Origin of the sequence: Salinimonas marina (assembly GCF_015644725.1) — a bacterium.
GTDB lineage: Bacteria > Pseudomonadota > Gammaproteobacteria > Enterobacterales > Alteromonadaceae > Alteromonas.
Genome location: NZ_CP064795.1, coordinates 675,242 through 690,245 on the forward strand (window position 1 = coordinate 675,242; position 15,004 = coordinate 690,245).

Annotated in this window: 8 protein-coding genes, 1 tRNA gene and 2 pseudogenes; 5 read left to right on the forward strand and 6 right to left on the reverse strand. The window is 50.4% G+C overall.

Annotated features, from left to right (window positions below):
* Window positions 1–157: 157 nt before the first annotated feature.
* Entirely contained in the window at window positions 158–3,982 is a 3,825-nt protein-coding gene (gene pulA / locus IT774_RS02905; RefSeq protein ID WP_232365099.1) for a pullulanase-type alpha-1,6-glucosidase, read from the forward strand.
* A gap of 956 nt (window positions 3,983–4,938) precedes the next feature.
* Here pulA and IT774_RS02910 read toward each other — a convergent pair.
* The 3 genes and pseudogenes from IT774_RS02910 to IT774_RS02920 form a co-directional block, all read right to left on the reverse strand.
* Window positions 4,939–5,112, reverse strand: a complete 174-nt coding sequence (locus tag IT774_RS02910; RefSeq protein WP_195811258.1) for a hypothetical protein — start codon at window positions 5,110–5,112, stop codon at window positions 4,939–4,941.
* Between the two features lie 207 nt (window positions 5,113–5,319).
* Window positions 5,320–6,263 (reverse strand): annotated as a pseudogene (locus IT774_RS02915) (IS3 family transposase); the annotation flags it as partial.
* A gap of 243 nt (window positions 6,264–6,506) precedes the next feature.
* A tRNA-Leu gene (locus IT774_RS02920) sits at window positions 6,507–6,591 on the reverse strand.
* A gap of 356 nt (window positions 6,592–6,947) precedes the next feature.
* On the opposite strand from IT774_RS02920, the gene IT774_RS02925 reads away from it, so the two are divergent.
* The gene (locus IT774_RS02925; protein WP_269749787.1) at window positions 6,948–7,460 is read left to right on the forward strand and encodes an RDD family protein; all 513 of its coding nucleotides are present in this window, start codon (window positions 6,948–6,950) and stop codon (window positions 7,458–7,460) included.
* A 55-nt stretch (window positions 7,461–7,515) separates the two neighbouring features.
* Here IT774_RS02925 and lptG read toward each other — a convergent pair.
* Together lptG and lptF are read right to left on the reverse strand one after the other, a co-directional pair.
* Window positions 7,516–8,576 (reverse strand): annotated as a pseudogene (gene lptG, locus IT774_RS02930) (LPS export ABC transporter permease LptG).
* A complete protein-coding gene (gene lptF / locus IT774_RS02935; protein WP_195811259.1) occupies window positions 8,576–9,679 on the reverse strand; it encodes an LPS export ABC transporter permease LptF in 1,104 nt (367 codons plus the stop codon). The pseudogene lptG and the gene lptF overlap by 1 nt, the downstream one beginning before the upstream one ends.
* 278 nt (window positions 9,680–9,957) lie before the next feature.
* Here lptF and pepA point away from each other — a divergent pair, with 278 nt between their 5' ends.
* From pepA to IT774_RS02950, 3 genes are read left to right on the forward strand one after another with little or no spacing between them, the layout of a single operon-like run.
* Window positions 9,958–11,463, forward strand: coding sequence for a leucyl aminopeptidase (pepA, locus tag IT774_RS02940; protein WP_195811260.1), 1,506 nt, complete (start codon window positions 9,958–9,960; stop codon window positions 11,461–11,463).
* Between the two features lie 6 nt (window positions 11,464–11,469).
* Complete coding sequence (locus tag IT774_RS02945) at window positions 11,470–11,892, forward strand: DNA polymerase III subunit chi (RefSeq protein ID WP_195811261.1); 423 nt, start codon at window positions 11,470–11,472, stop codon at window positions 11,890–11,892.
* 14 nt (window positions 11,893–11,906) lie between these two features.
* Window positions 11,907–14,690: a valine--tRNA ligase gene (locus IT774_RS02950; protein ID WP_195811262.1), complete on the forward strand. Its 2,784-nt coding sequence runs from the start codon at window positions 11,907–11,909 to the stop codon at window positions 14,688–14,690.
* Window positions 14,691–14,758: 68 nt separating this feature from the next.
* On the opposite strand, the gene IT774_RS02955 is transcribed toward IT774_RS02950, so the two are convergent.
* Entirely contained in the window at window positions 14,759–14,992 is a 234-nt protein-coding gene (locus IT774_RS02955; RefSeq protein WP_195811263.1) for a DUF2798 domain-containing protein, read from the reverse strand.
* Window positions 14,993–15,004: the final 12 nt, after the last annotated feature.

Below are 15,004 nucleotides of genomic sequence, written 5' to 3' on the forward strand. Positions count from 1 at the left end.
TTATCCAAGCCGCCCGGCGTTTGACCGGAAAAATCGTGAGTACGTTTCCACCATTCGCATTAAAAATACCAGTGACCAAAAGATTACTGGTCCAATTCGCCTGCTGTTCGATGCCACCAGCCATACACTGCTTAATGCCAGTGGTGAAGAAAGCGGTGTGCCTTATCTTGAGTTAGCCAACCCTGAACTAAAACCTGGCGATAGTGCGAACATCACAGCAAGGCTGGCACCTAAAAGAGCCGCTGTATCGTTCGACCTTCGCGTTCAGGCAAATATAAACGATGAGTCTGGCACAGGACTGGATTTAGCTGACAACCAAATTGCGGTGTTCTACAGCCGCGAGGACGGGCAATATGATGGTTGGGGGTTACATCTGTGGAATGGTCAGGCCTGTGGCAATTATGCGCCCGCCACCACCCAAAGCACATATTTCAGTAATTGGGCCGACCCTTACCCCGCTGATGGGGTGCATCCGGAATACGGCGCTTACTATATTCTGTCGGTCGAGCCCGGTGCAGAGTGTTACAACTTCATCGTGCATAAAGGTAACGACAAAGCACTGGGCGGTGGCGACAGCCGCTTTGAGCCCGAATTTGGTAACCAGGCGTTTACGTTTAACGGTCATCCTGAGCTGTGGTACACCCCGGTGACCAGCCGGCCACAATTTCTGGACGGTGCAAGAGCGCACTGGATGGACGACGATACCCTTTTATGGCGCACGGACTACAGCGATGCGGCAACGGTTACGTTGTACCATTCAAGCGATGCCAGCCTTGATGTACCTAATGCCGGAGTGTCGTTACTGAATGTTGGTGCGTTGGACTCTGCCAATCAACTGCCGTTACAGCAGCAAAATGTCGAGCAGGCTCACTATGAAAACAACCCGCATCTGAATGGTTTTACCGGTTTTGGTGTGCAGGTTACAGAGCAGCAAGCTAAGTCCATGCTGACCGGTCAGCTTGTTGCCGTGGCAGCCGACGCGAACGGTAACATTTTAGATGCGACACGGGTACAGATCCCAAGAGTGTTAGATTATTTGTATACACGAACTGCCAATGATGCCGATGAAGCCGAGCTGGGGGTAAAGTACCAGGGGAGTAATGTGACGGCATCGGTATGGGCGCCCACTGCGCAGTCGGTGAATCTGAAGATTTACAACAAAGAAAAAGTGCTGCAAAGCACAGTTGCGATGACCTTAGAGCCAGGCTCTGGGGTGTGGCATTACACCGGCGACAAGGCAACCTTAGATCGCCAATTCTATCGTTACGAGCTCTCTGTTTATCATCCGCTGACGCAGAATATTGAGCAACTTGAATCCACCGATCCTTACTCTGTGTCGTTGTCGACCAATGGCAGGTTTACCCAATTTGTGAACCTGAATGATAACGACTTAAAACCAGCCGGGTGGGATAACCACATTGTTCCGACCGTTTCTGATCCCGAAGACATCACTATTTACGAAAGTCATATCCGCGATTTCAGTATTCTTGATGAAAGCACCAGCCCGGAACACCGGGGTAAATACATGGCATTTACTGAGTCCAACTCGGTGCCGGTGCAGCATCTTCAGACATTGCAAAACGCAGGTCTGACGCACTTTCATATGCTCCCTGCCAATGACATAGCCACCATTCCTGAAGATGCACAGAGCAGGGTAGATATTACTGATACTGTCGGCCGCCTGTGCAGTGTTAACGCCGCAGCACCGGTGTGCGGCACAGAGAATGACAACACCACCTTATTAGACGTGCTAGAAGGCTATTCGCCAGGGACGACTCAGGCCCAGGCGCTGGTCGAATCAATGCGCGCTTATGACGGGTTTAACTGGGGATACGATCCCCATCATTTTGCGGCCCCAGAAGGCAGCTATGCCACCGATCCCGATGGTACAGCGCGCATTGTTGAAATGCGTGCCATGAACCAGGCGCTGCATGAAATGGGTCTGCGCGTGGTGCTGGATGTGGTCTATAATCACACCGCATCATCAGGGCTGTATGATAAATCGGTACTGGATAAGGTGGTGCCTGGGTATTATCAGCGTTTAAATGAAATTACAGGGCGAATCGAAAACTCGACCTGCTGCGAAAATACGGCCACGGAGCACGTGATGATGGCCAAACTGATGAACGACTCATTGGTCAGCTTTGCTGAACACTTTGGGTTTGATTCTTTCCGCTTTGATTTGATGGGGCATATTCCAAAGCAAGCGATACTTGATGCGCGCGAAGCAGTGCGCGCGGTGGACCCAGATACCTATTTTTACGGTGAAGGCTGGAATTTTGGTGAAGTGGTCAACAACCGTCGTTTCGAACAAGCCGCACAACTGAATATGGCCGGTACCGAAGTGGGCACGTTCTCCGACAGGCAGCGCGAGGCAGTGCGCAGTGCCGCACTGTTTACCAATGGCGGCAGTTTACACGACCAGGATACGATCCGAATCGGGCTGGTAGCGAATGTAGGAAGCTATCAGTTTGTGGCCGCCGATGGCACCTATCTTTCAGCCTATGATTACGAATGGAATGGTCAGCCGGCAGGTTACAGTGATGACCCTGCGGATACGGTAAATTATATTTCGAAGCACGACAATGAAGCGCTGTGGGATGAGCTACAGTACGGCCTGCCGGAAGATATGCAAGTGGCTGACAGAGTGCGGGTGCAAAATGTGGCACTGTCCATTCCGCTGCTTAGCCAGGGTATTCCGTTTTTACATATGGGCTCTGATCTTATCCGTTCCAAATCCATGGACCGTAACACCTATGATGCAGGTGATTGGTTCAACAAAGTAGATTTCACGAAAACCGAAAGTAACTGGAATATTGGCTTGCCCCTGGCGCAAGATAACCAGGCCCGGTGGGAAGAGATCCGTCAGGTTTCGGCCAATCCCAACTCACAGTTTGGCGCCCGGGAGATTCAGTTAACCTCGTCACTGTTCAATGAATTTTTGAACATTCGGGCAACCAGTAAGTTGTTCAGGCTGCCTACCGCAGAGGATGTATCGCAGCGCATCCGTTTTCACAATACTGGCAAAGAACAGGTTCAGGGCTTAATTGTGATGAGCCTGGACGACGGCATCGGCCTGGATGATATTGACCCGCACAATGATGCTGTGGTGGTGTTGTTTAACGGCACACAGTCCGAGCAGCAATTTCACATCGGCGACGCCAGTGGCTTTACCTTGCACGAAAACCAACGAGCGTCGGCAGACGAGCGGGTACAGAGCGCATCGTTTAACAACGGAAACTTTAACGTGCCGGCACTGACCACAGCGGTCTTTGTTAAGCCGCAGCAGTCAGCACAGGGGGTTGGTTTGTCGGCACGGCCTCCTTACGGTGACAGCACGGTGTATCTGCGTGGCAGTATGAACGATTGGGACACCTCACAACCTCTTACCTATGTCGGTAACGATACTTATCGTGCAGAGTTTGAGTTTGTCACCGGCGTGTATGAGTTCAAGCTGGCTGACGAATTTTTCGATGTCGCCAATATTGGTGGGGGCTTCAGTGTGTCAGCCGGCCAGTCAGCAACACTGACCAATGGCGGAAACAACCTGACCCTTAACGTGATAAGTGATGGTGCCTACACCTTTGAGGTTGATGCCAGTAATGCCGAGCGCCCAGTGCTGAGCATTGGGTCTGAAGATCCCAATGCAACACCAGCACCCTATGGCGATACAACCATCTATATCCGTGGCATTATGGGTGACTGGGGGACGTCGAGACCCATGGAGTACGAAGGGGCGGGGGTGTATGCCATCATTTTTGCCGTCGATGCCGGGACTCATGAATTTAAAGTGGCTGAAGCCAACTGGTTATCGCCCAATTTAGGCAGTAATGGTGGCACCATCAATGTTGGCGAGTCACTTACTCTGGAGCAGGGCGCTGGCAACATCCAATTGAACGTCAGCGAAACCCAGCTCGTCCGCTTTGCCATAGATGCCAGTAATCTCAGCGCACCCGTGGTGAGTGTAGAGACCGCACAGTAGCACAGAGCGTTTGGGCGGGTAGAACACAAGATTTGGCCCGCCATACGCTTACTCATGTTGGATAGTGGTAATTATCAAAGCGATGGACAGTAGCCAGCAAAATGGCGTTATGTATGATCGAAGATTAGCTTTGCCTAGCGGTGAAAACAGGGCTTAGTCGGTCAAAGCCAAGGCTGCAGATTTGAAGGTTGTGCGGTAATAAGGTATTCAACGTATTTCAGACAAAAAAAGCGACTCACGTCGGTTCATCGTTATCTCTTTCATTGGTAAGAAAAGAGATGATACCAGTGGGCAGGCTTTAGATTCGTCGCCACGCAATGGGCCGACAGTCGGACGCCACGCCCGAAGGCAACGAATAATTAAGAGTTAAAGTGTGCTTTAATTCACTAAAATCATGAATTTGGAAATAGTAGATGTAACTTTTCAGATTCTTTGCGTAACTGCTTATCTGTTTCCGCAAGCAAAAATTGTTTGTAGTACTCAATTTTAAGTTCAATAACATATGACTTTGATTAATGAGCCGCTAGTTCAAAACGGGTTGATGCCCATGTAAAGAGATCGATAGGGCATAAATAATAGGTGAGCGGTGAATACAGGATGTGCATACTCAACGCCTTACCTGGACAAGTGTGGAGAATGGAAAGCCAAGTCTCGCCGTGCACATACAAACACTGAAGCCTAAAAGAAGCTTCAAATAGTTGTGGTTGTCATTAATTATGAGTTCGTCGAAAATGAGCCAAGCGGGTACGCCCAAAATACAGGTTGCAAGTACAGCTGAAAAAATACTAACGGTAAACGTAGTATCACAGGTTTGGCATGTAATTGTTTCGTGTACTAATAGCTCTGTTTTCTTAGACAGCTCTATAATGCTTTTGCAACAAGGACAGTGACTTTCGTGTATACGCACTTTTACGCTTCCAAAATAAGCGTACGGCTTTAGCCGTACGCTATTATAGCTAGCGGGCTATCGACTTAGCACCGTCGTACAAAGCTCCGCCAGCCATAGCTTGAGAAACAAACCTTACGGTTTTATATGAGCGATAAGCCCATACTGCTCCTGCACCTACCCAATAAAGCGCTACTATCCCGCCATTAATATCGTTCGTTTCCTTGACCGTTAGTTCTCTCATTTCATATCCTTTTTCATTAAAACTCCATGTTCCGCTAATGATATATTCATTAGCGAGATAAAATTTACAGAAGCGTAAGGGCAAATGTAACTGAACTAATGTTCTATATTGTAGTTGAGTCTTGTGCCAAATCGCGCTGCAATTATAGACCTGTTGAAGTGACCTTTCCCCTGAACTAGCACCACTCTTTCGATGAGTTTTTTCATATTATGCTGCCTGTTTCGCATACTCAACAGGCGGCAGATAATTCAGTGAGCTATGTGGCCGAACATGGTTGTAATGCTCACGCCATAGATTTACTTCGTATCTTGCCTCGTCCATTGTTCTAAACCAATGCTGATTCAGACATTCGTTTCTGAACTTGCCGTTAAGGCTTTCCACGAAGGCATTTTGGGTCGGTTTACCAGGCTGGATAAAGCCAAGCTCAACACCCGTTTCCTTGCTCCAGAAGAACATCGCCTTACTGGTAAATTCTGTTCCGTTGTCGCAAATAACCTTTGCTGGTTTTCCTCGTTGCTCAATGAGCTGACTCAGGAAGCGTGCAACCTGACGACCGCTGATGGAGACAGAAACTAGTTGGCCGACCATTTCGCGAGAGTAATCGTCTACCACGTTCAGTACCCTAAAGCGCCTGCCGTTGCTAAGTTGATCAGATACGAAATCCATAGACCAGCGTTGATCTGGTGCTGTTGGTACCTCAAGCGGTTGTCTTGGTCGAGTCAGCTTCTTGCGCTTCTTCGTCCTTACCTGCAACGCCTCTTCGGTATAAAGGCGGTAGGTATGCTTGCGGTTCACAACAAGCCCTTCGCCTTTGAGTAAACCATGCAGCATCAAATAACCATACCGAGGATACTGTGATGCTAATTCTTTCAACCGTGCGCGCACAGCGCTATCAGGCTTTGTCTTATGGCAATATCTGAATGCGGTTCGGCTGACACCAGCAAGCTTGCAGGCAACCCGTTCACTGAGCTTATATGCATCAATAAGGTGACGGGCGACAGGCTTTCTTGCTGCTGGCGTTACCACTTTTTTGAAAGCACATCCTTCATCGCTTCTACTTCTAAGAGCTTGTCAGCCAGCATCTTTTTCAGCTTGTTGTTCTCAGACTCAAGCTCTTTTAAGCGCTTGGTTTCGTTAACCTCATGGCCGGCACTCGAACACAGCCCAGGCCTGGTGAACTCTGAAATTGAGACACAAAAAAACCGACTCAGAGGCCGGCTTATTGTTATCTCTTTCATTGGTAAGAAAAGAAGATGGTACCAGTGGGCGGGCTTTAGGTTGGTCGCCACGCGCGGGGCCGACACTCGGACGCCACGCCTGGGCGAGGCAGTTCTGGTATTCCAGACACAAAAAAACCGACTTGCGTCGGCTTATTGTTTCTTCTTGAAAGAAGATGGTACCAGTGGGCGGACTTGAACCGCCACGCCCGAAGGCAACGGATTTTGAATCCGTCATGTCTACCAATTCCATCACACTGGCTTGGATAGGTGTGCTATCGCTACGAAAAGCATTATAGCGATGTGTTAATGACATACAAGCTTTTTTCTTGCAAAGTCAGTTAACTGCCCAGCTTTTGAACAAAGCGTCCCGAATACAGGCATCAAAAGCATAAATCCGCTCCCCGGCCTGACGATTCAGAAATTTTCTGATGGTATTTTTACAATATTTTCCCATAGCGGGTTTATTCAACTTGCACCTTGCGTCGTGGGTTCGGGCAACCTGCGTATCTATGCCAGGAGAAAACCTCAGTCCAGTCAGTAATTTTTCCACTGTCTTCGTTGTATCTTATTGAAACTATGGCAGACTCAATTTATTAAACTTATTTGGAAATTTCAGTGACTCATCAACCAACTGCCGTGAAAGAACAACTGGTACGAGCCAGCTTTTTCAAGCGCCTGCTGGCCATGGTCTACGACACTTTGGTCGCCGTAGCAGTGGCGATGTGTGCGGCTATGGTGCTGATAGTAACGCTGGTGGTCCTGCTTAAAAATGGGGTATTGAGTCTGCAGGGGTTCGCTGAGCCAGCCGATTTGATTCAGGCTTCGGTGGGTTACAAACTAATCATTCAGCTTTGGGTTGGATCGTGGGTTGCGGGCTTTTTTCTGTGGTTCTGGAAAAAAGGCGGCCAAACCCTGGGAATGCGGGCATGGCGATTACGAATCTACTCGACCACGGCGGCGCCGGTCACCTGGGGCCGCTTGATTTTACGGCTGATTTTTTCACTCGGTGGAGTAGGGACCTTACTGGTTCTGCTGGATTATAAAAACAAGTTAGCATTGCAAGACCGCATCGCTCACACCGAAGTATTGCAGCTAACGGCCGAGGCTAATCATCATAAAAGCTGGTAGCTTTTAATTACCAGCTTTTAACTACCAGCTTTGAATCATCGAAAGAACCGCTAATTTATTTTCGTAGCATAATTGCCGCTACGGCGGCGAACAGCAGGCTGGGAAACAGCGCGGCTAAAAATGGCGGGAAGTTATATACCAGGCTCAAAGGTCCGAACACCTCGTTGGAAACAAAAAAGCCGAAGCCGGTCAGCACGCCCATGATAACCCGGGCACCCATCGACACACTGCGTAATGGCCCAAAGATGAACGACAACGCGGTTAACAGCATAACGCTGACCGATACCGGCTGCAGGACTTTACGCCACCACGCCAGCTGATAGCGGCTGCTATCCTGAGTGTTGTTATCCAGATACTGAATATACTCAGATAGGCCAGTAATCGACAGGGTTTCTGGTTTCACTGCCACGATTCCCAGCTTGTCCGGGGTGAGCGATGAATCCCACCGCCGTTTCGGTTGAGTTTGGGTGCTCACCTGCTCATCAGTGAACTGGGTAATAGTGACGTCTTCCAGCCACCAGCTTTGACCATCAAAGTGGCCACTGCTTGCGAAAATGATTTGGTTAAGGGTTAAATCCTGCGCAAAGTCATGAATGCTGATCTCTTGCAGCCGTTCGCGGGTCACCACCTGCCCGATACTGACAAAATGCTCGCCATCTTTGGCCCATACCAGTTCATCGGAGGAAAACAGCGACCCGCCGGTGAGCGCCTCGGTACGAAGCTCTTTGGCCTTGGCTTCGCTATACGGGGTCACCCATTCACCCACTGCCATTACAAATAGAATCATCAACACTGCCGATTTCATGGCTGAGTTGATGATATTCCAGCGACTTAGCCCGGCGGATTGCATCACTATCAGCTCACTGTTACTGGCCAGTACGCCCATACCGACCAGGCCCCTAGCAGGGTCGCCATCGGGAAAAACTGTTCTAAGTCACGGGGTAGGCTAAGAAGCACGTAAATCGCGGCCAGAGTGATATCGTAATCCCCTTCGCCGAGTTTGCGCAGTTGCTCAACAAATTTGATCAATGCACTTAAGCCAATCAATACCGATAAGGTCACGGCGATGGTGCTCAGCAGGGTGCGGGCAATGTAAAGGTCGAGAATTTTAAACATTACTTTTTCCCCAACAGCCAGGCGCGCAGCTCAGTACCGGTTTTGCGATCCCTGACAATCAGCGTGACCCCGATAATCAGCATGATCCCGTGTACCCACCATAGTCCCAGCTGAATCGGCAATTTGCCATCAGCAAGGACCCGTCGGCTGGCCAGTAATAGCAAAAAGTAACCCAGGTACAGCAAGATAGCCGGAATCATCTTGCCAAAGCGGCCCTGGCGCGGGTCCACTGAACTTAACGGCACCGCGATTAACGCTAAAAACGGGATAGACAAAGGGATGGCCAGACGCCACTGCAATTCCGCCCGGGCCTCCACAGAGTTATCATTCCACAACTCCATAGTGGGCAGCACACTGACTTTACCCCGTGGCTCTTCAGCCGGTTCGTCGGCTATCTGAATCTGATATTCATCAAATTCAACTTTTCGGTAGTTTTGCTGAGTCTGAATGCCTTCATACTGCACCCCGTCTTTCAGTACCAGACTGCGGGTGCCATCTTTGTTGTTTTGGATCGAGCCGGCATCGGCATACACCACCCGCACCTGGGTATATTCGTCTTCGGGCTGGTTTTGCGATAAAAATACTCGTTGTAACTGGTCGTTTTTGGCATCAATGTCGTGCACAAAAATCACCGCTTCTTCATTACCGGTTTGCTGAAAACGCCCAGGGACCAGGGCTGAAAACCCGGCTTCGTTGCGGGCTTTTTCCCGCAGCAGATATTCACTTTCCGCCGCGGTCGGGGCCAGATACAGCGTGATGAAGCCGGTAATGACCATAATAAACAACGACAAAAACAACATTACCCGGGTGATATACCATTCGCTGACGCCGCAAGCACGCAGCACCGTCATTTCACTGTCTACGTACATACGTCCGTGGGCCAGCATAATGCCCAGGTACGCACTAATCGGTAAAATTAAAGAAGCAAGAATGGGGGCATAAAGCCCTAAAAAGCCCATTACCAGCCCGGCTGGAATGTCACCGTCAGAAGCATCGCCCAGAACCCGGACAAACCGCAAGGTGATAAAGATGGCCATCAGAATGAAGAATATTGCCAGCTGTGACTTCAGCGTTTCCTTAATCAGGTAGCGAAATATCAGCATGTGAGCCCTACTGGAAAAATTGGAATTATAGTGAAAGAAAGCACAAATTTGAGTAAACTAAACGTTTTTACAAGTTTTGCCTGTAAATGCGTGCCAGATTGCATGGAAATTAAGCATCACACGGTTGTTACAGCGAAAAAAGTGCTGAAATAGCAACTTTGCTGTATCTGGGTGTCCCATGCAAGTTAAGCTGTGTATTAAAACACAAAAGTAGCGTAAAACGTTATGTGATTTTTGTATTTCTGCAAACACAAAATGGATAAAAGCGAGGTGTCATCGTGGAGTTTAGTGTAAAAAGTGGTAGCCCTGAAAAACAACGCAGCGCCTGCATCGTCGTCGGGGTGTTCGAGCCACGGCGCTTGACTGCGGTAGCTGAGCAATTAGACGAAATCAGCGAAGGATATATCAGCAATTTGCTGCGTCGCGGCGACCTTGAAGGAAAAGCCGGTCAGATGTTGCTGTTACACCATGTTCCTAACGTGCTTAGCGAACGTGTCCTGCTGGTAGGCTGCGGCAAGGAACGCGAGTTAAACGAACGTCAGTACAAGCAAATTATCGCCAAAACCATTCAGACCCTGAATGAAACCGGCTCCATGGAAGCGGTATGCTTTTTAACTGAGCTGCATGTAAAGGGTCGTGATACCTACTGGAAAGTGCGCCAGGCGGTGGAAGCTACACAAGACTCGCTGTACACCTTTTTGCATCTTAAAACCAAAAAAGGCGAACCGCGCCGGCCATTACGCAAGATGGTTTTCAATGTGCCCACCCGTCGCGAGCTAAACATAGGCGAGCGTGCTATTGAGCACGGTCTGGCCATCAGCGAAGGGGCAAAAACCACCCGTGATGTTGCCAATATGCCGCCAAATATTTGTAATCCGGCTTATTTGTGGGAGCAGGCGCAAAAGCTTCAGACCAACTATGAGTCGGTGACGGCCGAAGTGGTCGATGAAGCCCAGATGGCTGAGCTTGGTATGCAAGCTTATCTGGCGGTAGGCCGCGGCTCAGAAAACGAGTCGATGATGAGCATTATTCATCATCGTGGCGGACCCGCTGACCAGCCTCCAATTGTGCTGGTAGGTAAAGGCCTGACCTTTGACTCCGGTGGTATTTCAATCAAGCCTGGTGAGGGCATGGATGAAATGAAGTATGACATGGGAGGAGCCGCCGGCGTACTGGGCACGATGCATACCGTTGCCGAGCTGAATCTGCCGGTAAATGTCATTGGGGTATTGGCTGGCTGCGAAAATATGCCAGATGGCAAAGCCTATCGCCCGGGCGATATTCTGACCACCATGTCGGGCCAGACCGTTGAAGTATTAAACACCGATGCTGAAGGTCGTCTGGTGTTGTGTGATGCCTTAACCTATGTTGAGCGTTTCGAGCCAGAACTGGTTATCGATGTCGCCACATTAACCGGTGCCTGTATTATTGCACTGGGCTCACATGCCAGTGCGGTCATGAGCCAGCACAACCCGCTGGCCCACGAGCTGATTAATGCTTCTGAGCAAAGCTCTGATCGCGCCTGGCGGTTGCCGCTGTGGGATGAATACCAGGATCAACTGGAAAGCCCGTTTGCGGATATGACCAATCTGGGCGGACGCCCGGCAGGGTCTATTACCGCAGGGTGTTTCTTGTCACGCTTTACCAAAAAGTACACTTGGGCCCATATGGATATTGCCGGTTCCGCGTGGCGCAGTGGTAAAAATAAAGGCGCCACCGGGCGTCCGGTCCCCATGCTGTCACAGTTTCTGATGAACCGTGCCGGTGTGAGCGACGAGGACTAAGGCGCGATGCCGCAAGTCACTTTTTATCAACTCCAGGACACCAAAGATGCAGGCCCGGTAAGGGCCTGTGAGCTTATTGCCAATGCGTTTGCAAACAAACAGCGGTGTGTGGTGTGGTGCGCCAGTCAGTCGCAGGCCGAGGTGCTGGATGACTTATTATGGCAGCTACCGGCCGCTCGGTTTGTGCCCCATAATATGTCGGGTGAAGGCCCGCCCTCAGGCACGCCGGTAGAGCTTTGCTGGCTGCCAGAGCAATTAAGCCGCCGGCATGTGCTGGTCAATCTTAGTGAAATACTGCCGCAGTCGATGGGGCAGTTTCAGCAAATCATAGACTTTGTGCCCGCGGCCGATGAGGCCAAAAAGGCGGCGCGAATTCGTTATAAACAATTTCAGCAGGCTGGCTGTCAGATGCAGTTCAAGTCCGCGTAATATTGAGAGTAAGTATGGATAAAACCTTCGAACCGAAATCCATTGAGCAGCAGTGTTACCAGCAATGGGAAGCTTCCGGGATGTTTAAGGCATCTGGCCATGGCGAGCCCTACTGTATCTTGTTGCCACCACCCAATGTGACCGGCAGTTTGCACATGGGCCATGGTTTTCAGCAAACTATTATGGATGCGTTAACCCGCTACCATCGTATGAAGGGCGATAACACGTTGTGGCAGGTAGGTACCGACCATGCCGGTATTGCCACACAAATGGTGGTGGAACGTCAGCTTAATGCCCAGCAGCAAACCCGGCATGATTTAGGCCGCGAAAAATTCGTCGAGAAAATCTGGGACTGGAAAGAGCAAAGCGGTGGCACCATTACTCAGCAAATGCGCCGCTTAGGCACCTCGCCAGACTGGGATCGCGAAGTCTTTACCATGGACGACAATCTGTCATCTGCGGTGACTGAAGTGTTTGTTAAGCTCCATGAAGAAGGCCTGATTTACCGCGGCAAGCGCCTGGTGAACTGGGATCCGGTGCTGCATACGGCAGTCTCTGATCTGGAAGTGCTTAACGAAGAAGAACAAGGCCACATGTGGCACATGCGCTATCCGCTGGAAGATGGCTCTGGCGAGCTGGTAGTGGCAACCACCCGCCCGGAAACGATGCTGGGTGATACGGCGGTAGCTGTGCATCCCGAAGATGAGCGCTATCAGGCGTTAGTGGGCAAGCAGATTAAACTGCCCATCACCGGCCGGTTGATCCCCATTATCGCCGATGACTATGTCGACCCGGAATTTGGAACCGGCTGTGTGAAGATCACCCCGGCCCATGATTTTAATGATTATGACATGGGCAAGCGTCACGAGTTGCCGATGATCAATGTGCTGACCGCTGATGCGAAAATTAACGATGAAGCGCCTGAAGCCTATCGGGGGCTGGATCGGTTTGATGCCCGCAAGCAAATTGTCAGCGATCTGGATGCCAGCGGCCACTTGGTAAAGGTGGAAGATCATAAACTTAAAGTGCCCCGGGGCGATCGCACCAATGCGGTCATTGAACCTTTCCTGACCGATCAGTGGTATGTGGCGGTAGAGTCGTTGGCAAAACCCGCCATAGATGCGGTAGAGTCTGGGGAGATCAGGTTTGTGCCTGAGAACTGGAACAAAACCTATTACCAGTGGATGCACAACATTCAGGACTGGTGTATTTCGCGGCAGTTATGGTGGGGCCACCGGATCCCGGCCTGGTATGATGACCAGGGCAATATCTATGTCGGGCGGGATGAAGAAGAAGTACGCCGCAAGCACAGCCTGGCAGAGTCGGTGGTGTTACGTCAGGACGAAGATGTGCTGGACACCTGGTTTTCATCAGCATTGTGGCCATTTGCTACACTGGGCTGGCCTGAAAAAACCGAAGAGCTGGAGACCTTTTTACCTTCATCGGTGCTGGTAACCGGCTTTGATATTATTTTCTTCTGGGTCGCCAGAATGATTATGATGACCAAAAAGTTCACCGGCCAGATCCCGTTTAAAGATATTTATATTACCGGTCTGATCCGCGATGAAAGCGGCGATAAAATGTCAAAGTCGAAAGGCAATGTGCTGGACCCGATTGATCTTATCGATGGCATTGATATTGAGTCGCTGGTGGCCAAGCGTACCTCGGGTATGATGCAGCCCAAGCTGGCAGAAAAAATTGCCAAGCGCACCCGTAAGCAGTTTCCGGATGGCATCCAGGCATACGGCACCGATGCACTGCGCTTTACCTTTGCCGCCATGGCCTCCACCAGCCGTGATATCAACTTTGATATGAACCGGGTTGAAGGCTACCGGAATTTCTGTAACAAGATCTGGAACGCCTCGCGCTTTGTGTTGATGAACACCGAAGCGCTGGATACCGGCCGGAATGGCGGAGATATGGAACTAAGTCTGGCCGATCGCTGGATCAGCGCACAGTTCCAGAAAACCCTGAAAGAGTTTGAAGAGGCCCTGGCCGATTACCGGTTTGATATTGCCGCCCAGACGGCTTATGAGTTTACCTGGAATCAGCTGTGCGACTGGTATCTGGAACTGACCAAGCCGGTGCTAAACAGTGAAACCAGCACAGAAGCGCAAAAACGCGGTACCCGTTATACCCTCATCAATATCCTGGAAAGCACATTGCGCTTACTGCACCCGTTCATGCCATTTATCACTGAAGAAATCTGGCAGAAGGTGGCGCCGCTTAGTGCAGTAATAGACCCGGAAGAAGGTGCCCCTTATAGTATTATGGTGCAGCCGTTCCCGCAGCAGGACAGCAGTCAGCAGGATGCTCAGGTGCTAAGCGATATCGAGTGGGTGAAACGCTTTATTGTGGGTATTCGTAATATTCGCGGCGAAATGGATATTTCTCCGAATAAGCCTCTTGATGCCCTGTTGCGCAATGTCAGTGATGACGATACGCGACGCCTGGAGATTGCCCGCCCGTTTATTGATCGTCTGGCACGGTTAGACAGCATCACGGTGCTGGGCGCTCAGGATACCGCCCCGGCCAGTGCCACGGCGCTGGTGCAGGATATGGAAATTCTAATCCCGATGGCTGGCCTGATTGACAAAGAGGCTGAACTGGCCCGCATCGGACGGGCGATGGAGAAAACCGAAAAGGATGTTAACCGCACCGAAGGTAAGCTAGCGAACGAAAAGTTTGTCAGCAACGCCCCAGATGCGGTTATTGAAAAAGAGCGTGGCAAACTGGAAGAAGCGCAAAAGCAACTGGCGAAATTGCGAGAGCAGTTTGAGACCATCAGCGCGCTGTAGTTCCAAATCCGGCCCACGCCGCAAATAAAACTCAAAACCCCGGCTTCGGCCGGGGTTTTTTATGGGCGTCAGTTAGGTTGTTCGCCTACGAGGCGGGCGACAATATGCGCACTAAGGCGGTGCACCGAAGGTCCGAAAATAAAAGCGCACACTCCTGCGGCGGGCCAGGCCAGTATCCAGGCTTCAAACCAGCGCTGTAAAAAATGTGCGGTCATGCCAAGATTAATATAGGTAACCCACGCCGACATAATGCTGCTCAATGCCAAAGACATTAATATAGCAAACACCGTTCGATGTAACATAACACCACCTTT